Source organism: Methylophaga sp. UBA678 (assembly GCF_002299105.1).
In the GTDB taxonomy this organism is placed as follows: domain Bacteria; phylum Pseudomonadota; class Gammaproteobacteria; order Nitrosococcales; family Methylophagaceae; genus Methylophaga; species Methylophaga marina.
The window spans coordinates 20,452-40,249 of record NZ_DBNG01000014.1 but is presented as its reverse complement, the minus strand read 5'-3'; the positions used below and the strand labels follow the sequence as shown (position 1 = coordinate 40,249).

Here is a 19,798-nt window from a genome sequence, read left to right as displayed (position 1 = left end):
ATATGGCCGAATTTACCCCACAGCCAAGTTGCGCTGATGATGTTGATCACAATAACTTGACGGTTGAACAGGCTCGCCAGCGTATCCACGACTTATTGTCCCCCATTTCTAGCTGGCAGAAAGTCTCCTTGAGACAGGCACTAGGGCAGGTTTTACACCAAAGCGTAGTATCACCCAGACAAGTACCCCCTTATAACAACTCAGCCATGGATGGTTATGCGTTGCAAAGTGCAGACATCAAAAATGCCCCTTTCTCACTCAACAACGTTGGTGTGGCATTTGCGGGTAAACCCTATCAAGGTCATGTTGAAGCAAGTCAATGTATTCGTATTATGACCGGCGCAAAAATTCCGGATGGTTGTGACACCGTGGTGATGCAGGAGCAGGTTGAATCAGACAATCAAACCATCACCATTCATACAGAGGTGAAAGCCGGACAAAATGTCAGACTAGCAGGAGAAGATATCGATTGTGGGGACACTGTTTTACCTGCTGGCCGCCGATTAACACCTGCTGACTTAGGCCTCTTGGCATCGCTAGGCATTGCCGAGGTTGTCACATATAGACCACTTCGTGTTGCCTTTTTCTCTACTGGTGACGAATTATGTGGCTTGGGTGAACACCTGGGTGATGGTCAGATCTATGACAGTAACCGCTACACCCTCTATGGCATGCTCAGTGAGCTCAATATTGATGTCATTGATATGGGCGTTTTTCCAGATAATAGAGCCGCTTTAAAAATAGCCCTAGAGCAAGCGGCGGCGGACGCAGATGTTATTATATCTTCTGGTGGTGTATCGGTAGGTGATGCCGATTATGTCAAAGACATGTTGGCTGAATTAGGCCAGGTCAATTTCTGGAAAATTGCTATGCGTCCGGGACGTCCTCTGGCATTTGGGCAAATTGGCGAAGCCATGTTTTTTGGTTTACCTGGTAATCCCGTGTCGGTGATGGTGACCTTTTATCAATTTGTGCAACCCGCCCTAAAACGTCTGGCGGGTGAATCAGACACACTCCCTATAATCATTGAAGTTCCGTGCGATAATGCGATAAAAAAACGCGCAGGGCGCTTTGAATTTCAGCGCGGCATCTTATTTAGAAACAATGAAGGTCAACTCAGAGTCAGCACAACCGGAGCCCAGGGCTCTGGCATTCTTCGCTCGATGAGCATGGCGAATTGTTTTATTTTACTTGAAGAAAACTGCGACGGACTCAGTGCCGGCAGTCTTGTTAACGTTCAACCCTTTGCAGGTCTGGTATGACAGAATCCACAACCGAACACACTCTGGTCAAACAACAACGCGAGTTTAATAAACTGCGTAAACGCTTACGTCGCAATGTCGGTCAGGCCATCGCCGACTACAATATGATTCAGGACGGCGATAAAGTGATGGTCTGTTTATCTGGTGGTAAAGACAGCTATACCATGCTCGATATTCTGATTAATCTGAGAGACCATGCACCGATTAACTTTGAGCTTATCGCCGTGAATCTGGATCAGAAACAGCCTGGCTTTCCTGAGCACGTATTACCGGAATATTTATCATCGATTGGTGTGCCATTTCATATCATCGAAAAAGACACCTACAGCATCGTTAAAGAAGTCGTGCCTGAAGGTAAAACCACTTGCGGCATTTGCTCACGCCTACGTCGAGGCTCCTTATATGGCTATGCTCGACAAAATGGCATCACCAAAATCGCTCTGGGCCATCACCGTGATGACATTATTGAAACACTGTTTCTAAATATGTTCTATGGCAGCAAAATAAAAGCCATGCCCCCCAAACTATTAAGTGATGATAAAACCAATATTGTGATTAGACCTTTAGCTTATGCACAAGAATCAGATATTGCGCGATATGCCGAAGCAATGAAGTTTCCCATTATTCCGTGTAATTTATGTGGCTCTCAAGAAAATCTGCAACGTCAGGCCATTAAAACAATGTTGCAGGGCTGGGAGAAACAATTTCCGGGTAGGTTAGAAAATATCTTCCGCAGTATTCAGAATATTTCACCCTCACAAATGGGCGATTTAGATTTATTTAACTTTACCGATCTCGAGCAATTCAGACAGGAACCCACTGGAGAAGAAGATCGCTTTCAGGACGATATTCAGCAGCCTGCTTTGGCAAGATAGCCACAGACTTATCACCAGTTATAAGAAGTATTACAAAACGAATACAAGTATCATCGCTAAGTCATTGAATCTGGTTAACTTGAATATAAGTTATTGATTTATATAAACTTAATAAAATGGTCATTTTTTAACCAAAACCGTCAGCCTTGTTGCGTAAGAATGACTTAGCGATTTTCACAGAAGTTAATCACAGAGTTATCCACAGAAAATGTGAGTAACTCTGTAAGTCATTGATTGCTTCTCTAAGTCGTTATTTTTAGTTTTGCTTCGGTGTAAAATCTTCTGCAAACTCTAATGCATTTCCATCTGGATCACGACAGAAAAATGCGGCTCTGCCCGACTTGCTTCGGGAAAATTCATAACCCGCATTTTCCAGACGTTCACCTAAGGCTTCTAAATCATCGACTACTAACGCCAGGTGACGATCACGACCACCATGCGCAGGACGTCCTTCTGTAGAGTCAGGGTTGGGTAATACCATCAGATGAATCATCTGTCCTGTATCGCCGATATCTAACCAAGCGCCGTCATAAGCAAACTCAGGCCTGCTAGGGTTAAGAGGCAGCTGTAATACGTCGCAATAAAAGCGTAAAGAAACGTCTAGGTCTTTTACTAGGAAACTGGCATGTGCTATCGATTTGATCATATTTCACCTGGATAAAAAAACATTGAAAAGCCATAGCGTTATTTTAACGTCAGGCGGTATGTGACACCAAATATAACTCAGGCTTTACCTTGCTTAGCCATACCGTAGGCAGCAATAAAAATAAGCGCTCCGCCTAACCACTCTGTTTGGCTCATTTGTTCACTAGTCAACCACCAGGCAGAAATAGCCGCCACCACCAGTTCAGATAACATCAAAATGGCTGAGCGAAAAACCGGCATTCTTGCCAGACCATATAACACGGCTATCGTCATCGCGGTAAAACAAAGACCACCAAAAACCATGACCGCCAGCCATAAATTGAGGCTAATGTCCGGTACACTTGATTGCTGTAGAACTAATACAAGCCCTGCCACCATAACCACGCCCCAGTAAACAATGGTGGTTTTGACTTCCATAGCCACATCAGCAAGTTTGCGACTTAATACGTTATTCACTGAAAACATAAATCCCGCAAACAAAGCTAACCAGTCAGCCATATCTTTTGGCCAGGGCAGACCTATTTCCGGGTGCCATAACATGATCATCGTGCCTGACATCGCCACAATGATCATCAGCATTGAAACTCGCGAAATTTTTTCGCCTAACCACCAACGACTCAACAACACTGACCAGAGTGGAGACAGATAGAAGAGCAACATGACACGCATCACTTCACCGTGAGTCAGTGCCACTAAGAAAGCAATATTTGTAACGCCTGCTGCGGCAGCAAGCGCCCAAAGACTGGGGGGCCAGTGACCTGAAAAATCTTTTTTCTGTTTGAACAACATGGCTGTGGCCACGATGGCGGCAGCAAAATACATGAGTAAGGTAGACCAAACAACAGGAAGACCTTGTTGTTCGAGTAACCGCATTGGATACCAAATCAATCCCCACATAGCTGAGGAAAATAAGATACCGAGTACAGCAAGATTAAATTGTTGGTTATTCGTATTTGTCATGGCACACCTTATAACACGAGATTGCTGCAACCCGTTATAATGGTCTGATTTTTTCACTCATTCATTTGGAATTATGAATCCAGAACTGGCAAAACTGCACCCCTATCCTTTCGAAAAGTTGGCTCAACTGAAACAAGGCTGTGTGCCACCTGAAGACAAGGCACATATTGCACTGTCGATAGGTGAACCCAAACACCCAACGCCAGGATTTATTACCGAAGCAGTCATCACCCATCTTCACGGACTGTCATCCTACCCCACCACCGCCGGTACGAATGAGCTGCGTCATGCCATAGCGACTTGGTTGAATAATAGATTCAATCTGGATGGCCATATCAACGCTATAACTCAGGTGCTTCCGGTAAATGGCACGCGTGAGGCTTTATTTGCGTTTGCACAAGCGGTCATTGATCGCGACAAAGCACCATTAGTTTTGATGCCTAATCCGTTTTATCAGATTTATGAAGGTGCGGCTATTTTGGCAGGTGCAGAACCTTATTATATGAATTGTTCTGCCAGTCACGACTTTATTCCAGATTTTGATGCGATTAGTGAAGATACCTGGCAACGTTGTCAGTTAATCTATATCTGCAGCCCAGGCAATCCAACTGGTGCTGTCATTGATAAAGAGACTCTGACACGTTTAATTGAGTTGGCGCATCAGTATGATTTCGTGATTGCTTCTGATGAATGTTATTCCGAAATCTACCCCGATGAAGCGAACCCGCCCGTCGGTTTATTAGAAGCAGCTTATGCGGCTGGTTATACTGACATGAGCCGTTGTGTGGTTTTTCATAGTCTGTCTAAACGCTCCAATGCGCCAGGATTACGTAGTGGTTTTGTTGCAGGTGATGCCGATATTCTGAAACAGTTTCTGCGTTACCGCACTTATCATGGCTGTTCAATGCCACCAGCCACTCAGGCTGCATCAATTACAGCCTGGAATGATGAAGATCATGTTGTTCACAATCGTGAGCTGTATCTGGAAAAATTTAATGCGGTATTAGAAATTTTAGCGCCAGTCATGTCAGTATCTATGCCACAAGCCGGTTTCTATCTGTGGGCTGAAACACCCATTGCTGATACGGCGTTTGCAAGACAATTATTTGAACAACAAAATGTCACCGTTTTACCAGGCACCTATCTGGGCCGTGACACCACTGCAGGCAACCCCGGTTCGAATCATATTCGCATGGCATTGGTTGCCCCGCTGGAAGAATGTATAGAAGCTGCACATCGCATTCGCAGCCTTATTGAAAGTTTATAATTAAATCAATGGAGTAGACACCAATGAGTGATATTCAACAAATTATTGAAGAGGCGTTTGAACGCCGTGCTGAGATTAACCCTGCTAACGCTGATAGCAATGTCAGAAATGCAGTCAATGAAGCATTAACGATGCTGGATAACGGTTCAGCTCGTGTTGCAGAAAAACAAAATGGTGACTGGGTTGTTAACCAATGGCTGAAAAAAGCGGTTTTATTATCATTCCGTTTAAATGACAACAAAATCATGCCTGGTGGAGAAACCAACTATTTCGATAAAGTTGATCCTAAATTTGCCAGCTTCAATGAAGATGACTTTAACAAAGCCGGTGTGCGTGTCGTACCACCAGCAGCGGTTCGTCGCGGATCATACATCGCCCCTAGCGTTGTTTTGATGCCCTCTTATGTCAATATTGGTGCTTATGTTGATTCTGGTACCATGGTCGATACTTGGGCGACGGTAGGTAGCTGCGCTCAAATAGGTAAAAACGTTCACCTTTCTGGTGGCGTAGGTATCGGTGGTGTATTAGAACCCTTACAAGCTGGCCCGACCATCATTGAAGACAACTGCTTCATTGGTGCACGTTCTGAAGTTGTTGAAGGTGTTGTTGTGGAAGAAGGCTCAGTTATCTCAATGGGCGTTTATATTGGTCAAAGCACAAAAATCTTCAACCGTCTGACCGGCGAAATCACTTATGGTCGCATCCCTGCAGGTTCTGTTGTGGTGTCTGGTAACTTACCTTCTAAAGATGGTTCATATAGCCTTTACTGTGCGGTTATCGTCAAACAAGTTGACGAAAAAACACGCGGCAAAGTGGGTATTAATGAATTATTACGTGATATCTAGTATCATTTTATTCAGATAAGATTAGGGGTGAGCAAATCGTTATTGCTCACCCCTTTTTATTTTTAGCCTTATATACATGTGACTACAATGATTCTCTACGGTATTAAAAACTGTGATTCGGTCAAAAAAGCACGAAGCTGGCTTGAGGCACACTCTATTGACTATGTGTTTCACGATTTTCGTCAGCAAGGTCTTGAAGAGAGCACCGTCAAAGAATGGCTTCAGTCCGTTGACTGGGAGACGTTGTTGAATAAACGAGGCACAACCTGGCGGAAACTTGATGACCCACGTAAGGACAATCTGGATGAAAAAACCGCGATTGAACTCATGTTGGAAAACCCTACTCTGATTAAGCGGCCCGTTTTGGTCAACGACTCAACGATCATAGTCGGATTTAAAGAAGATGTTTATCAACAGTTGGTTTAACTTACATTTTCTTAGCAGAGTTATGCCCGCTATCATCTCAGGTATCGGCTGCGGTAATCATCAATATGGCGTTGATGTCATTATGTTAGGTGGTGCCAGTTTGTCATTCACCATCGGTATTCGTTTATAACCTCAAACACAAGAAACGTTCATGTCTGAAACCATACAACTGACCCAAGAATTAATTCGTCGTGACAGTGTCACTCCCGAAGACAAAGGCTGCCAGATCATGATAGCGGATCGGCTGGCACCTTATGGTTTCCATGCTGAACACATGTGTTTCGACGACGTGGATAACCTCTGGCTACGCCGAGGAAATAAAGGTCCTGTTCTGGCGTTTGCTGGGCATACTGACGTTGTGCCAACAGGCCCTGTCGAGCGCTGGAGTCAGCCTCCCTTCGAAGCTAATATCGTCGATGGCATGATGTATGGACGTGGTACGGCTGATATGAAAGGCAGTATTGCTGCCTTTATCACAGCCTGTGAGCGCTTTGTCAAAAAACATCCAGATCATCAGGGCAGTATCGCTTTTCTGATTACCAGCGATGAAGAAGGCCCAGCAGTAAACGGCACAGTGAAAGTGGTTGAAACCTTACAAAGCCGTGGGGAACATATTGACTGGTGTCTGGTTGGTGAGCCTTCAAGTACGGACAAAGTCGGCGATATTGTCAAAAACGGTCGTCGTGGCTCTTTGAATGGCCGCCTGAGTATTAAAGGTAAGCAAGGTCATATTGCTTATCCGCATCTTGCAGAAAACCCTATCCATCTCCTCAGCCCTGCACTGACCGAATTGTGCAGCATTGAGTGGGACCAGGGTAATGAAGACTTTCCGCCAACCAGCTTTCAAGTGTCCAATATCAACTCTGGCACAGGTGCCACCAATGTCATCCCAGGCACGGCTGAGGTTGTATTTAATTTCCGCTACTCAACAGAAGTCACACACGAAGAGCTAAAACAGCGTGTCCATGCCATATTAGACAAACATGCATTGAAGTATGAGTTGAACTGGGAGCTTTCAGGCCAGCCATTTCGTACCGCAAGCGGTCAATTGTTGGAAGCTGTTCAACAGGCTATTTCTGATGTGACAGGCTACCAGACAACACTCTCGACTTCTGGCGGTACATCAGATGGACGCTTTATTGCGCCCACTGGCACACAGGTGATAGAACTCGGACCGTTGAATACAACGATTCATCAAATAGATGAATGTGTTGCTACAGCTGATCTTGACACCCTGTCAGACATTTATGAAAGACTGCTCAGTTATCTCCTTGTTGATTAGGCAATGCCATTGATTCACGCACATCAAAAACGACACTACCTCTATGTGATAGCAGCCATTGTGCTGCTGTTACAGTCGTTTGCTGTCTGGCATGATGCTGAACACGCATTTCATCATGCAGAAGCGCAATGTGAGCGCCTAAATGCCATCAGTCATTTCCCGCTTGCTGACGTAGCTACTGAAGTTAGCCTTCATCAGTCTCGAGCCACACTCAGTCTTGAGGTGGACTCTCCTGTAATAACACTGCCGTTCGCGCAGCGCCAATCTTATCTTATCCGCGCCCCACCATTTTTTTCATAGCCTTACCTGATCTCTCTATTTTAATCATGCTACCGATCCGCGAACGTCTGATCTGTAGCTGTTGCTTATGGCTATGAGGAAAGTTTATGAAAAGCAAAAAATTGCTTGTGTTGCTGATGACAGCTGCACTGAGCCCGGTATCACCTGCATTTGCTGGCGATATTGATGATCTTAAACAAGAAATCGCAAAAATGCGTGCTGATTATGAGCAACGTATCCAAAAACTGGAAGAACGACTATCTGAAGCAGAAGCGAATACACAGACTGTTGCCAATGAAGTCGCAATGATTCCCGAAGCGCCTGCTCCTGTTGCTTCACCTAATAACAGCAATACCTTTAATCCAGCTATCAGTATGGTATTAAACGGTACGTTCAGCCAGTACCAGAACAATACTGAGGATTACGCTCTGGACGGGTTTAATGTCCAAGGCGAGGGCGGTTTAGTGGAAGAAGGCTTCTCCCTTGGAGAAAGTGAATTAACCGTCAGCTCAAACATCGATCAACTCTTTTATGGTCAGGCGACTTTGGCTGTACATGAGCATGAAGGTGAAACAGAGCTGGAAATAGAAGAAGCATTTATTGAAACTCTGGGTTTAGGCAATGGCATGACCATTCGTGCTGGTCGCTATTTTGCCCCTATTGGCTACTTAAATGAACGTCACGTACATGCCTGGAATTTTGCTGACGCGCCTTTGATTTATCGTGGCTTATTTGGCAACCAACTTTCAACTGATGGTGTGAAGCTATCTTATCTGTTACCAACAGACTACATGTTTGAAGTCGGTACCAGCGTTGGTAATGGTGATAGCTATCCTGGCAGTGGTGAACACAGTGGCATCGGTGACTGGCTGGTCTATGCGAAAACAGGTGGTGATATTGGTATAGAAAGCAGCTGGCAGGCCGGTATATCTCACTGGCGTGCAAGCCCTGATGATCGTTCTTATGATGGTGGACACCATCATGGTCATGATGACGAAGAAGAAAGTTCAGCCGTGTTCAATGGTGACACTGATATCACCAATTTATCATTGGTGTATAAATGGGCACCGAATGGTAATTTCCGTCAGGAAAACCTGACCTTGATCGGTGAGTTTATGTATCTGCATGATGATGGCGATATCAGTCATGGCAGTGACGAGTTTGCTCGTTACGATGGCAAACAATATGGCGGCTATGTAGAAGGTATTTATCAATTTAATCCGCAATGGCGCTCCGGCCTGCGTTATGACTGGTTAGGTAGCAAGCACCGTGCGTCGGATGAAGAATTGCTAGCGGATGCGGGTCTAGAAGGTGGTAGAAACCATCCTCAACGTAGCAGTGCAATGGTGGAATACCTCCCAAGTGAATTCAGTCGTATTCGTGCACAAATTAATCACGATCAATCATACGACGATGATGATTGGCAGATGATACTGCAATATACCGTCAGCCTTGGCGCTCATGGCGCGCATCAATACTAGGAGTTCTACATGAAAGCGTTTATTTTTACTTTTTTATTTGTAATGAGCTCGCCAGTATGGGCGCAACTTTCAGTGTTTGCCTGTGAGCCGGAATGGGCCTCTTTAACTAAAGAGTTAGGTGGTGACGATGTGTCTGTTTTCAGTGCGACCAGAGGTTTACAGGATCCGCACTATATTCAAGCACGTCCAAGTTTGATTGCTAAAGCACGCCAGACTGATTTATTGGTATGTACAGGCGCTGAGTTAGAAACAGGCTGGTTACCTTTATTACAACGCAAAGCGGGTAATCCTAATATCCAAAGAGGTGCTGAAGGTTACTTTATGGCTTCTGATTATATTCGTTTACTGGATAAACCCGTCATGGTAGATCGAAGCCAAGGTGATGTTCACGCGTCTGGTAATCCGCATATTCAGACAAGTCCTGAGAACATCATCAACGTTGCTAAAGCGTTGACTCAACGTCTCAAGAAACGTGATCCTGAAAATGCTAATAACTATGAACAGCGCTGGCAAGATTTTGAACAACGCTGGCAAGCGGCGATGAACCAGTGGCAGCAAAAAGCAGCTCCCCTCAAAGGTGTGCCTATTGCTGTTCAACATAAAAACTGGATTTATCTAGTGAACTGGTTAGGGTTAAATGAAGTAGCTGTATTGGAAGCTAAACCTGCTGTACCACCGACTGTAAATCAGTTGCAGTCAGTAGTTGAAAAGCTGAAGCAAACACCAGCAAAAATGGTGATTGTCGCAGCCTATCAATCATCAAGAGCGACCGACTGGTTAGTAGATAAAACCGGTATCACGAAAGTGGTACTGCCTTTCACTGTTGGCGGTAATGAACAAAGTACAAATTTATTTGAACTGTACGACAACACCATCGATTTACTTCTAGATGGTGCTAAATGAACCTGATCAATCTTGATTGGTCGCTAATATTGCCTGCCCTCGTGGCAGGCATGTTAGTTCTGACAACACATGTGCCGTTGGGGCAAGAAGTACTGAAACGTGGCATTATCTTCATCGATCTTGCTATTGCCCAAATGGCCGCACTGGGAGTAATGGCCGCCACCATTTTTATCGGCGATATGCACGGGCCCTGGTTACAAATCAGTGCTGCAGGTAGCGCTCTCACCGCCTCTGTTTTGGTGCTGTGGTTAGAGAAACGGTATCCTCATATTGTAGAAGCCTTGATCGGCTTATTATTTATTCTGGCGGCCAGTGGTGGAATATTACTGGTTAGTCATGCACCCCATAGTGATGAGTTACTTCACGATCTATTAGTGGGACAGATTTTATGGGTGACATCATCTCAATTGATATGGGTCGCTCTGCTTTATGCTGCCTTGTTAATTGTCTGGTTCACCATGCGAGCACAGCGTAACTGGCTTTTTTATATTGTCTTTTCATTCACCGTCACGGCCTCTGTGCAATTAGTCGGGGTATATCTGGTCTTTGCCAGTTTAATTTTGCCAGCCCTCGCCAGCCGCGGTTTTGAGAAACCCCATCATAAGCTCTTGCTTGGTTATGGTATTGGCTTTCTGGGCTATTTCTTCGGTCTGATATTGGCATTATTGTTTGATGTACCAATGGGCGCGATGACCGTCTGGACCTTATTCGTACTCGTGGTAATAAGTCGCTTTGTTATGCAGTGGCTAAATAAGCACTAAGTTTGGTAGATTGTTTCAAAACATCAATCAGGAAAGCAGCATGACCGAATCAACACAAGCCAGTCAGAACACAGTTAAACTGGTGTACTTATTATTTATCGCTAATATTCTTATTCAGTTTTTAGGCTTTGTTGCAGTCGTGATTGCCTATATTAATAAAGACGATGCTGCGGCATGGTTACAGTCACACTATCAGTTTCAGATTCGAACATTCTGGATAGGGTTTCTATATTTGTTTATCGGCGTGCTCTTCGCGTTCTTTTTAGTCGGCTATATGGTCTTACTGTTCTGGGTTGTCTGGGTCGTGGTGCGTTGCGTGAAAGGTATGAAATATCTGGATCAACAGCAGCCGCATCCTAATCCAACCAGCTGGCTTTTTGGCTGAGAAATGACAAGACCGGGAGGCCCCGGTCTTTTAGGTTTTATTGGCGATGAAATGCCATTGGACCATTCGCTTCATGTGTCGGCATAACTTCAATCGTCGTCACATTAACATGCTCTGGCGTATTCACCAGCCACCATACCGTGTTAGCAATATCTTCAGCATCTAAGGCGCGGGTGCCTTCATAGACTTTATCTGCACGAGCTTCGTCCGCTTTAAAACGCACTCTAGAAAACTCCGTTTCGGCATTGCCCGGTTCCACATTCGTCACTCGCACATTCGTGCCTAATAAATCAGCCCGTGTCGCCAATGAGAATTGTCTGACAAAGGCTTTAGTACCACAGTAGACATTACCCCCAGGATAAGGCCAATTCCCTGCTACTGAGCCGATATTGATGATGTAACCTGATTGACGCTCCGTCATCATCGGTAAAACTGTGCGGGTACAGTAAAGTAAACCTTTGATGTTGGTATCCACCATTTTTTCCCAATCATCTAAATTGGTTTCATGGGCAGGTTCTAAACCTAGTGCCAAACCCGCATTATTTAATAACACATCAATTTTTTTAAATGGCTCTGACAAACTATTAATCGCAGATTCGACGGCTTTTCTGTCGGTCACGTCAAAGCAGCAGGTCGCCACTTTATCTTTACCACCCAGCTCCTGCTGAAGATCGTCTAACCGTTGCTGACGTCGACCAGTCAGAATTAATTGCCAGCCATGACTGGCAAATAGTCTGGCACAAGCTTCCCCAAACCCAGAGGTAGCGCCGGTAATCATGATCGTCTTACTTGACATGCAATCGACTCCTTATTTTGATTAATCAGGCACCTTCTGAAAACACAATGGTACGTCGACCATTGATAATAATGCGGTGCTCAATATGTGCTTTCACGGCTCTCGCCAGCACAATACGTTCAATATCTTTTCCCATCATTACCAAATCTTGCGGACTGTTATCATGCTGAACATGTTGTATATCCTGGGCAATAATCGGTCCCTCATCTAACTCAGCTGTCGCATAATGCGCTGTAGCACCAATAATTTTAACGCCACGCTCATAAGCCTGATGATACGGCTTCGCCCCTTGGAAGGCTGGCAAGAACCCGTGGTGAATATTAATAATCCGACCAGAAAACTCGGTGACAAAATCCTCTGATAAAATTTGCATGTAGCGCGCCATCACAATCAAATCAATATCAAACTCTGCCAGCAAACGTTTTATCTCAGCTTCTTGTGCTTGTTTGGTTTCAGCCGTTATCGGTAAATGATAGAACGGTTTATCAAACTGACGCGCCATATCCTCTAAATCACGATGATTACCAATAATCAGAGGGATATCACATTTCAGCTCACCTTCTAATTCTCTGAGTAACAAATCGTATGGGCAGTGAGAAGCTCTTGTCACCAGTAAAGCGACTCGATAAGGCTCTTCGCTGTAGCGAACGGACCAGTTTAAGTCGATAGTGCTTGCAAACTGGCTGAACTCGGCTTCCAGTTTTTGATGATTAAAATGACCATCATCTTCCAGCTTAATTCGCATGAAATACTGGCCAACTTCAGTATCTGTATATTGCTGGCAGTGCAAAATATTAAATTGTCTTTCGGCAAAAAAGCTGGTGATACCAGCGACTAAACCTTTTTGGTCTTTACACTGAATCAGGAAAACAATGGCGCTCATGAGGGTTTCCTAAGAAAATAATACGGAAAAAAAGCTAAATCCTAGCACTGTCACAAGGCTTTATGAATATTCATCGTATTTGTCATTACGACCTTTGACTTTATCTCGTGGGTATTTAGCTGCATTTTTTTGCATTTTACTTTTAATGACTTGATTCAAGTCGATGTCTAAGTCATGACAAAGATAAGCCAGATAAACAGCAACATCGGCTATTTCGTCCTCTAAATCTTCACGTTTATCGGAGGCTAATCGTTGTTGAACTTCTTCAGCACTCTTCCATTGAAACCATTCCAGTAACTCAGAGGCTTCAATAGATAACGATATGGCGATATCTTTGGGGTTATGAAACTGCTCCCAATCTCTTTCACGGCGAAACTCAATAAGCTGCTTAAATAATTCCGGCTCAATCATTCTGCAAGAACTCCTCTACCACTTTTTTAAACTGTTGTGGTCGTTCAGCCTGAACCCAATGACCTGCCTTTTCTATGCCATTAAATTCTGCATGTACAAACTGTGAAGAAATCTGTTGCCGATCCTCCTCAGTGACATAGTCTGATAATTCACCATAAACAAATAAGCTTGGCATGGTGAATGTTATGTCCTCACACACTGCAGCCATTAACTCAGGATAATTCGCTTTTAACGCAGGCAGATTAATCCGCCATTGAAAAGTCTCGTCTTCAGAACTTAAACTCATCAGTAGAAACTGACGAACAGCCTTATCAGGAATAGATTGAGCCAATGCATCATCGATTTCACCTCGGCGGGTAAACTGAGACAAATCGAGCGCCATCATGGCATCCATCAGTGGTGTATGCGCACTGAAGTATTGACGTGGCGCTATATCTACCACAATTAATTTAGATACTTGCTCTGGATACATGCCCGCAAACATCATTGCTACTTTGCCACCAAGAGAGTGACCAAGAATAGATACTTGCCCTAACTCCATGGCCTCACACAACTCTTTGATATCTTCAGCCATGACAGTGAAATCCTGCTGTTTACTGTGAGGTGAACGTCCATGATTACGTAAGTCGACGCTAATAACATGGTAAAAGCGCGAAAAATACTTTGCCATACTGCGCCAGTTATCCGCTGAACCAAATAAGCCGTGGATAATAATTAAAGGCGTACCTTCACCACTTTCTTGATAATGCAATTTCATTGATAGCTTGTTGAAACGTTATAATCGAACAATTTAAATAAACTGGAGCCTGATGTGGAAGACGAAACAATTTTGGTGATGCTAGTGAAACAATATGCCGATAAATTTGGCATTACCTTCAGCTCAAAATATCTTGATGATCCTGATAAGAAACAATTACTGATCACACTGATACAAGAAGCCAATGCGGGTAAGCGCGGTCCAGTCACTGACGACGATCTACAATAAAAAAAGCCACCGAAAGGTGGCTTTTTTCTTTAATCATCCAGTTTCTCGAACACCAGACAGGCATTGGTGCCACCAAAGCCAAAACTGTTCGACATTACTGTCGTCAGTCCAGCGTTATCCACGCGTTCCCGAAGAATAGGCATGCCTTCCGCTTCGGGATCTAATGTTTCAATATTGGCTGATGCAGCAAGAAAATCATTTTCTAGCATCAACAGACTATAGATCGCTTCCTGAACCCCGGCAGCACCTAAAGAATGACCTGATAATGATTTTGTTGAGCCAACGGCAGGCATATCCGCGCCAAATGTCTTTTTAATAGCGCCTAGCTCGGCTAAATCACCTACAGGCGTACTGGTACCATGTGCATTGATATATTGCACTTTGCCGCGACTCGTAGACATCGCCAGCTGCATACAACGCATCGCTCCTTCACCTGATGGGGCCACCATATCGTAACCATCTGATGTAGCACCGTAACCGGTCAATTCAGCATAGATTTTGGCACCACGTGCTTTGGCATGTTCGTATTCTTCGAGTACGAGTACACCACCGCCACCAGCGATAACAAAACCATCACGGTCAGCATCATAGGCACGCGATGCTTTTTCTGGCGTATCATTGTACTTGGTGGATAAAGCGCCCATTGCATCGAATAAAGAGCTCATTGACCAATGTTCTTCTTCCCCACCACCAGCAAAGACAATATCTTGTTTGCCTAGTTGAATTTGCTCCATAGCCGTACCGATACAGTGTGCACTGGTCGCACAAGCGGATGACATAGAGTAATTGACCCCTTTAATTTTGAAAGGCGTGGCAAGACAAGCTGAGGTTGTACTACCCATCACTTGGGTAACGCGATAAGGCCCAATACGTTTTAAACCTTTTTCACGCAGGATGTCGGCTGCTTCAACTTGATTTGAAGAGGAAGCACCACCGGATCCCATAATAAGACCAGTTCGGATATTCGACACCTGCTCTTCACTTAACCCCGCATCGGCAATCGCTTGCTCCATGGCGATGTAGGCATAAGCTGCAGCATCACCCATGAAACGTAATGTTTTACGGTCTATGTATTCTTTAAAATCAATATCGATGGTACCCGCAACATGGCTACGAAAGCCCATATCCGCATATTCTTGTTTGAAGCGAATGCCCGAGCGGCCATGGCGAAGAGACTCTGTCACTGTTTGGGCATCAAGTCCTAAGCAAGAAGTGATACCTAACCCTGTAACGACAACACGTTTCATTATGACATCCTAAAAATCATCGGTTGATGTAAACAGACCAACGCGTAAATCTTTTGCAGTATAGATATCGCGCCCATCCACAGATACCGTGCCATCAGCAATAGCCAGAACTAGCTTGCGTGCAATAACACGTTTTAAATCAATACGGTAAGTCACTTTTTTGGCTGTAGGTAAGACTTGTCCGGTAAATTTCACTTCACCTGAGCCCAAAGCCCGTCCTCGACCTGGGTTACCATCCCAAGCTAAGAAGAATCCGACTAGTTGCCACATTGCATCCAGGCCTAAACACCCTGGCATGACCGGATCACCGGGGAAATGGCAATCAAAAAACCAAAGATCAGGATGAATATCCAACTCGGCAATGATTTCGCCTTTGCCGTAAGCGCCACCCGTATTTGCAATATGAGTAATGCGATCCATCATCAGCATATTGGGTATGGGGAGTTGGGCATTGCCAGGACCAAACATTTCGCCGTGTCCACATTGCAATAATTCTTCGTATGTAAATGATGATTGCTTACTCATGAATTCTCTTAATTATCCCGCCAATTGGGCCCCGTATAATACCACGATCGTTTCTAAACCAGAAAAAAACGTCATTCCCATATATATAAAAAAGCCACGGTTACGACCGTGGCCAAAATAATCAATAAATTCTAATTTACTGTTGTATAGCAATAGTTTGTGCAGTTTCAGGGGCTTTAATATTCAAGCCTTCCAACAGAAGGCCCATACTGTTCAAAATACGATACTGCGCATACAACTCATCATATGATGTATTCACCAGTGCTGTCTCCGCTCTAAACACTTCATTTTCAGAATCTAATAAATCCAGCAATGTGCGCTGTCCAAGGCTGAATTGTTGTCTGTAGGCATCACGTGACTTTCTACTTGAATCAACATGCTGCTGCCGATATGACATCTGACGCTTGACCGTCTCCCAGGCATTCCATGAGAGCCTGGTGCTCTCTTCCACTTCACGATAAGTGTTATTACGGATTTCAGCGGCCTGGTTAATAAGAAAGGCGGTTTCCTCACGTCTCGCAGAGTCACGGCCACCATTGAGTAAGTTATAACGCAACCTGAGCATAGCTGTAACGTCTTTATCTGTGCCCACTTGACCATCGATATTATGATCAGCACGAGTGCCTACTTCCAAATGTAGATCTGGGTAAAAAGGCGCTTTCGCTGTGGCATGCTGTGCTCTGGCTGATTCTAAGTCAAAGTTTGCTAGTCTCAATGTTGGGTGATGATCAACGGCTTTAGCGATAGCCTCTTCTAAATTATCAGGGATAAACTCACCTGGTACTTCAGGCTGCTCCAGTGACTCCGGTGCTTCACCAACGACTCTGATAAACGCGGTTTCAGCATCCCGCAATTTACTTTCTTCTTCCATTAGATTGGCTTCTGCCAATGCCAGACGACCCAGGCTCTGGTCCATATCCGCACCACGTCCAACCCCGCGTTCACTTCGTAAAACGATTTGATCATGTGTTCTTTGGTGAGCTTCAAGGTTGGTCTGAGCCAATTCGACAATGTTTTGTTGTCGCAACACATTCAGATAGGCATCAACAGCCTCCAGGCCGGTATTCTCAGCAGCACTGTACACCGCTGAGGCGCGTGAGTTAGTCCTGTACTCTTGTCTCAACACTTCATTTTTGGTTTCCATACCATCGAAAAGCATTTGACGAAGTTGTAAGCTGGCTTCATCTCTATTTAGTCTGACTTCACCACGACCTGAAGAACGCGTATTAGGATTATCCGTCATTTCCCAACCAGTACCTAATGCGAGATCAAGCGTTGGATAATAACCTGCACGGGCTTGGTCAACTTCTTTGGAAACAGCTTGTCTTTCACTCGCTGCCGCTAAAATATCAGGATTAGACTCGATAGTTGTCATCACTGCACTCTGCAACGTTTGAGCTGATACACTCGATATCATTACCCAAAGAGGTAGAGTTAAAACTAAATTTTTCTTCATCACTTCAAATCCTAATCCTCTTCAGTCGGAGCGTAATACGCTCACTGACTGACCTAAGCTTTATTCCATTGTGCTTAAAAATGACATGATGTATTAAAACATAACATTTTGTCGTTTGATATAACTAACGCAAATCTCTGAAAAATATAGCCAGTGACAACCTATCCGGGATATTCATCTTTTGGAAAATGGCTGTTAAATGTGCTTTGACGGTTCTTTCTGTAATGTTCATTGTTCTGGCGATCATTTTATTTGTCGCCCCGTGACTCACTAGCTCAGCGACTTCTAATTCTTTCCGGGATAAGCTATCGAGTTTTTGCTGCTGTTCGCTTGAGAGTGTTGGCGCATGATTTAGCTCATCAATCAGACCGGCAATCACATGACGCTCGACCCAGACTTCACCCCTCTGAATTAATTCAATTGCTATCAGCAACTTATCATCCAGTAACTCTTCCTGAAAATAGCCTCTGGCCCCTTGCTTTAAAATGGATATCTGTTCCAATACAGACAATTTTGGACCTAAAATAAGCACCCGTACACGTTCTGCGCTGGCGTCACTGTGACTGAATAAAGATTGATCCTCACTATTTAGACAGCTCAAGTGACATAAAATAAGATTCGGTTGTTTCTGAGCAAGTGCCGACTGTGCGTCATCAACACATGAAAAATCATGCACATCATATTGCTCAGACAAAATCTGTTTAATATGCACAAGTTGATTTGCATCTTGACCGATGCAATAAAGCATTGGATTGTCTGCCTTCACTGGCATGGTGGGCATGGTCGGATTAATCAACGTTCTCTCATCGCCTCATTTTTAGCTTTGAGTATCGGTTTAAACAAATAATCCAGCACTGTTTTTTTACCCGTAAGAATATCAACTGTCACAGTCATACCTGGAATAATCTCTAATGGACCTTTACTACTCTCTATGTAGCTTTTATCTGTTCTTAAATAAATCAGATAAAAACTCTCTCCCTCATCATTTGTAATTGTATCAGCACTTATTCTCTCTAATGTAGCAGGAAGTCCACCATAAATGGAAAAATCATATGCCGTCAATTTCACCATCGCTTGTTGGCCTGGACTTAAAAAAGCAATATCCGAAGGACGGATATTGGTTTCAATTAATAAATTATCTTCCACTGGCACAATTTCAACCAAATCCATTCCTGGTTGTATAACCCCACCAACGGTATTAATTTTTAACTGCTTTATCTTACCCTTCACAGGCGAACGCACCAAGGTACGCCTCACTCTATCCTCCTGAGAAGTCGTTGTTTCTTTGGTTATGGCTAATTCAGACTGTACCTCACTAAGCTGAGATGCTGCTTCTGATTTGAATCTCAGCGTCGTATCTTTTATTTTTTGTTTGGCTTCGTTAAGTGTTGACCGGATACGAGGAATCGCTAACCTGGTCGTTTCCATTTCGCCACGTAAATCATTGGTCGCTCGTTTAAGTCTTAATAATTCAACTTCAGATATAACGCCCACAGAGACCAATGGCTCAGACATTTCCAGCTCTTGGCGGCTCAAATCATAACTCGTTGTCAGCTTATTGAGCTTCGCCTGGTTTTCTAACAGCTCTTGTTGTCGTTGTTTTACTTGTTGCTCAAGAACATCAATATTACTTTGTAATTCAAGTTGGCGTGATTGATAGAGTGCGCGTTCACTAGCAGCTAAGGCAGGTTGTTGTTTTAGGACTTCTTCAGGTAACTCTAATGGTTTGCCTTCCATTTCGGCCGTCAATCGTACTTTACGAGCCAGTAACTCCCAGTACTTTAACTGGGTTTCACGAAAAGACGAGGAAAAGCGCGTATCGTCAATCTTAAGTAATACATCATCTTTATTGACGATGTCTCCTTCATGTACCAATACTTCAGAGAGAATACCACCTTCCAGATTCTGTATGACTTGAACTTTACTGGATGGAATAACTTTACCCTGCCCCCGCGTCACTTCATCTAACTCTGTAATACTGGCCCACCAGAAAGCGCAGATGAAAAACAGTGCTGTAAGCAGTAGTAAAGAGTGACCAACTCGAGATGAACTTTCCAGTGAAGCGGCACTGACTTCTGACATGAACTCCAGATCGTCTGAATGCGTTTTTTTGAACCAAGCCAT

At 44.2% G+C, this 19,798-nt stretch carries 23 protein-coding genes; 12 read left to right on the top strand and 11 right to left on the bottom strand.

Annotation, left to right across the window (positions count from 1 at the left end; all coding sequences use genetic code 11):
* The first annotated feature begins 2 nt into the window (after nucleotides 1-2).
* Entirely contained in the window at nucleotides 3-1,262 is a 1,260-nt protein-coding gene (locus B3014_RS08180) for a bifunctional molybdopterin-guanine dinucleotide biosynthesis adaptor protein MobB/molybdopterin molybdotransferase MoeA (protein WP_289243959.1), read from the top strand.
* Nucleotides 1,259-2,137 (top strand): tRNA 2-thiocytidine(32) synthetase TtcA, encoded by an 879-nt coding sequence (gene ttcA / locus B3014_RS08175; RefSeq protein ID WP_286305353.1) that lies wholly within the window; start codon nucleotides 1,259-1,261, stop codon nucleotides 2,135-2,137. The genes B3014_RS08180 and ttcA overlap by 4 nt, the downstream gene beginning before the upstream one ends.
* Before the next feature lie 256 nt (nucleotides 2,138-2,393).
* Here the strand turns inward: ttcA and B3014_RS08170 are convergent, their stop codons facing one another.
* Nucleotides 2,394-2,783: a VOC family protein gene (locus B3014_RS08170; protein WP_286305354.1), complete on the bottom strand. Its 390-nt coding sequence runs from the start codon at nucleotides 2,781-2,783 to the stop codon at nucleotides 2,394-2,396.
* Nucleotides 2,784-2,860: 77 nt separating this feature from the next.
* A complete protein-coding gene (locus B3014_RS08165) occupies nucleotides 2,861-3,742 on the bottom strand; it encodes a DMT family transporter (RefSeq protein ID WP_289243960.1) in 882 nt (293 codons plus the stop codon).
* 73 nt (nucleotides 3,743-3,815) lie between these two features.
* Here B3014_RS08165 and dapC point away from each other — a divergent pair, with 73 nt between their 5' ends.
* The 9 genes from dapC to B3014_RS08120 all read left to right on the top strand — a co-directional run bounded on the left by dapC (nucleotide 3,816) and on the right by B3014_RS08120 (nucleotide 11,371).
* A complete protein-coding gene (gene dapC, locus B3014_RS08160) occupies nucleotides 3,816-5,009 on the top strand; it encodes a succinyldiaminopimelate transaminase (protein ID WP_289243961.1) in 1,194 nt (397 codons plus the stop codon).
* A gap of 23 nt (nucleotides 5,010-5,032) precedes the next feature.
* The gene (gene dapD, locus B3014_RS08155) at nucleotides 5,033-5,854 is read left to right on the top strand and encodes a 2,3,4,5-tetrahydropyridine-2,6-dicarboxylate N-succinyltransferase (protein ID WP_289243962.1); all 822 of its coding nucleotides are present in this window, start codon (nucleotides 5,033-5,035) and stop codon (nucleotides 5,852-5,854) included.
* An 87-nt stretch (nucleotides 5,855-5,941) separates the two neighbouring features.
* Nucleotides 5,942-6,280 carry an ArsC family reductase gene (locus tag B3014_RS08150; protein ID WP_289243963.1) on the top strand — a complete coding sequence of 113 codons (339 nt, stop codon included), beginning with the start codon at nucleotides 5,942-5,944 and terminating at the stop codon, nucleotides 6,278-6,280.
* Nucleotides 6,281-6,431: 151 nt separating this feature from the next.
* Nucleotides 6,432-7,562 (top strand): succinyl-diaminopimelate desuccinylase, encoded by a 1,131-nt coding sequence (gene dapE, locus B3014_RS08145; protein WP_289243964.1) that lies wholly within the window; start codon nucleotides 6,432-6,434, stop codon nucleotides 7,560-7,562.
* Nucleotides 7,563-7,571: 9 nt separating this feature from the next.
* Nucleotides 7,572-7,862: a hypothetical protein gene (locus B3014_RS08140; protein ID WP_289283540.1), complete on the top strand. Its 291-nt coding sequence runs from the start codon at nucleotides 7,572-7,574 to the stop codon at nucleotides 7,860-7,862.
* 86 nt (nucleotides 7,863-7,948) lie between these two features.
* Entirely contained in the window at nucleotides 7,949-9,322 is a 1,374-nt protein-coding gene (locus B3014_RS08135; RefSeq protein ID WP_289243966.1) for a hypothetical protein, read from the top strand.
* Nucleotides 9,323-9,331: 9 nt separating this feature from the next.
* On the top strand, nucleotides 9,332-10,225 hold the full coding sequence (locus B3014_RS08130) for a metal ABC transporter substrate-binding protein (protein ID WP_286305362.1): 894 nt from the start codon (nucleotides 9,332-9,334) through the stop codon (nucleotides 10,223-10,225).
* The gene (locus B3014_RS08125; protein WP_289243967.1) at nucleotides 10,222-10,986 is read left to right on the top strand and encodes a metal ABC transporter permease; all 765 of its coding nucleotides are present in this window, start codon (nucleotides 10,222-10,224) and stop codon (nucleotides 10,984-10,986) included. Before B3014_RS08130 ends, B3014_RS08125 begins: the two co-directional genes overlap by 4 nt.
* A 40-nt stretch (nucleotides 10,987-11,026) precedes the next feature.
* A complete protein-coding gene (locus tag B3014_RS08120) occupies nucleotides 11,027-11,371 on the top strand; it encodes a DUF4870 family protein (protein ID WP_286305364.1) in 345 nt (114 codons plus the stop codon).
* A gap of 37 nt (nucleotides 11,372-11,408) precedes the next feature.
* Here B3014_RS08120 and B3014_RS08115 read toward each other — a convergent pair whose 3' ends face one another.
* From B3014_RS08115 to B3014_RS08100, 4 genes are read right to left on the bottom strand one after another with little or no spacing between them, the layout of a single operon-like run.
* Nucleotides 11,409-12,167: an SDR family oxidoreductase gene (locus tag B3014_RS08115; protein ID WP_286305365.1), complete on the bottom strand. Its 759-nt coding sequence runs from the start codon at nucleotides 12,165-12,167 to the stop codon at nucleotides 11,409-11,411.
* Nucleotides 12,168-12,192: 25 nt separating this feature from the next.
* Nucleotides 12,193-13,050, bottom strand: coding sequence for a formyltetrahydrofolate deformylase (gene purU / locus B3014_RS08110; protein ID WP_286305366.1), 858 nt, complete (start codon nucleotides 13,048-13,050; stop codon nucleotides 12,193-12,195).
* Nucleotides 13,051-13,110: 60 nt separating this feature from the next.
* On the bottom strand, nucleotides 13,111-13,461 hold the full coding sequence (locus tag B3014_RS08105; RefSeq protein ID WP_286305367.1) for a nucleotide pyrophosphohydrolase: 351 nt from the start codon (nucleotides 13,459-13,461) through the stop codon (nucleotides 13,111-13,113).
* A complete protein-coding gene (locus B3014_RS08100) occupies nucleotides 13,454-14,218 on the bottom strand; it encodes an alpha/beta fold hydrolase (protein WP_289243968.1) in 765 nt (254 codons plus the stop codon). Before B3014_RS08100 ends, B3014_RS08105 begins: the two co-directional genes overlap by 8 nt.
* 54 nt (nucleotides 14,219-14,272) lie before the next feature.
* Between B3014_RS08100 and B3014_RS08095 the strand changes: the two genes are divergently transcribed.
* A complete protein-coding gene (locus tag B3014_RS08095; protein ID WP_007145891.1) occupies nucleotides 14,273-14,446 on the top strand; it encodes a hypothetical protein in 174 nt (57 codons plus the stop codon).
* Between the two features lie 29 nt (nucleotides 14,447-14,475).
* Here the strand turns inward: B3014_RS08095 and fabB are convergent, their stop codons facing one another.
* From fabB to B3014_RS08070, 5 genes are all read right to left on the bottom strand, one after another.
* On the bottom strand, nucleotides 14,476-15,693 hold the full coding sequence (gene fabB, locus B3014_RS08090; protein WP_286305369.1) for a beta-ketoacyl-ACP synthase I: 1,218 nt from the start codon (nucleotides 15,691-15,693) through the stop codon (nucleotides 14,476-14,478).
* 9 nt (nucleotides 15,694-15,702) lie between these two features.
* Complete coding sequence (gene fabA, locus B3014_RS08085) at nucleotides 15,703-16,218, bottom strand: 3-hydroxyacyl-[acyl-carrier-protein] dehydratase FabA (protein WP_286305370.1); 516 nt, start codon at nucleotides 16,216-16,218, stop codon at nucleotides 15,703-15,705.
* A gap of 136 nt (nucleotides 16,219-16,354) precedes the next feature.
* The gene (locus tag B3014_RS08080) at nucleotides 16,355-17,674 is read right to left on the bottom strand and encodes a TolC family outer membrane protein (RefSeq protein ID WP_289243969.1); all 1,320 of its coding nucleotides are present in this window, start codon (nucleotides 17,672-17,674) and stop codon (nucleotides 16,355-16,357) included.
* A gap of 124 nt (nucleotides 17,675-17,798) precedes the next feature.
* Nucleotides 17,799-18,470 (bottom strand): helix-turn-helix transcriptional regulator, encoded by a 672-nt coding sequence (locus B3014_RS08075; protein WP_289243970.1) that lies wholly within the window; start codon nucleotides 18,468-18,470, stop codon nucleotides 17,799-17,801.
* The gene (locus B3014_RS08070) at nucleotides 18,467-19,798 is read right to left on the bottom strand and encodes an HlyD family type I secretion periplasmic adaptor subunit (protein WP_289243971.1); all 1,332 of its coding nucleotides are present in this window, start codon (nucleotides 19,796-19,798) and stop codon (nucleotides 18,467-18,469) included. Before B3014_RS08070 ends, B3014_RS08075 begins: the two co-directional genes overlap by 4 nt.

Bases quoted from the DNA above. Each gene is read 5' to 3' on its own strand.
- fabB (WP_286305369.1), bottom strand. From the start codon at position 15,693: ATGAAACGTGTTGTCGTTACAGGGTTAGGTATCACTTCTTGCTTAGGA.
- B3014_RS08135 (WP_289243966.1), top strand. From the start codon at position 7,949: ATGAAAAGCAAAAAATTGCTTGTGTTGCTGATGACAGCTGCACTGAGC.
- purU (WP_286305366.1), bottom strand. From the start codon at position 13,050: ATGAGCGCCATTGTTTTCCTGATTCAGTGTAAAGACCAAAAAGGTTTA.
- B3014_RS08165 (WP_289243960.1), bottom strand. From the start codon at position 3,742: ATGACAAATACGAATAACCAACAATTTAATCTTGCTGTACTCGGTATC.
- dapE (WP_289243964.1), top strand. From the start codon at position 6,432: ATGTCTGAAACCATACAACTGACCCAAGAATTAATTCGTCGTGACAGT.
- B3014_RS08130 (WP_286305362.1), top strand. From the start codon at position 9,332: ATGAAAGCGTTTATTTTTACTTTTTTATTTGTAATGAGCTCGCCAGTA.
- B3014_RS08080 (WP_289243969.1), bottom strand. From the start codon at position 17,674: ATGAAGAAAAATTTAGTTTTAACTCTACCTCTTTGGGTAATGATATCG.
- B3014_RS08100 (WP_289243968.1), bottom strand. From the start codon at position 14,218: ATGAAATTGCATTATCAAGAAAGTGGTGAAGGTACGCCTTTAATTATT.
- ttcA (WP_286305353.1), top strand. From the start codon at position 1,259: ATGACAGAATCCACAACCGAACACACTCTGGTCAAACAACAACGCGAG.
- B3014_RS08115 (WP_286305365.1), bottom strand. From the start codon at position 12,167: ATGTCAAGTAAGACGATCATGATTACCGGCGCTACCTCTGGGTTTGGG.
- B3014_RS08120 (WP_286305364.1), top strand. From the start codon at position 11,027: ATGACCGAATCAACACAAGCCAGTCAGAACACAGTTAAACTGGTGTAC.
- fabA (WP_286305370.1), bottom strand. From the start codon at position 16,218: ATGAGTAAGCAATCATCATTTACATACGAAGAATTATTGCAATGTGGA.
- B3014_RS08105 (WP_286305367.1), bottom strand. From the start codon at position 13,461: ATGATTGAGCCGGAATTATTTAAGCAGCTTATTGAGTTTCGCCGTGAA.
- dapD (WP_289243962.1), top strand. From the start codon at position 5,033: ATGAGTGATATTCAACAAATTATTGAAGAGGCGTTTGAACGCCGTGCT.
- B3014_RS08150 (WP_289243963.1), top strand. From the start codon at position 5,942: ATGATTCTCTACGGTATTAAAAACTGTGATTCGGTCAAAAAAGCACGA.
- B3014_RS08170 (WP_286305354.1), bottom strand. From the start codon at position 2,783: ATGATCAAATCGATAGCACATGCCAGTTTCCTAGTAAAAGACCTAGAC.
- B3014_RS08180 (WP_289243959.1), top strand. From the start codon at position 3: ATGGCCGAATTTACCCCACAGCCAAGTTGCGCTGATGATGTTGATCAC.
- B3014_RS08125 (WP_289243967.1), top strand. From the start codon at position 10,222: ATGAACCTGATCAATCTTGATTGGTCGCTAATATTGCCTGCCCTCGTG.
- dapC (WP_289243961.1), top strand. From the start codon at position 3,816: ATGAATCCAGAACTGGCAAAACTGCACCCCTATCCTTTCGAAAAGTTG.
- B3014_RS08070 (WP_289243971.1), bottom strand. From the start codon at position 19,798: ATGGCTTGGTTCAAAAAAACGCATTCAGACGATCTGGAGTTCATGTCA.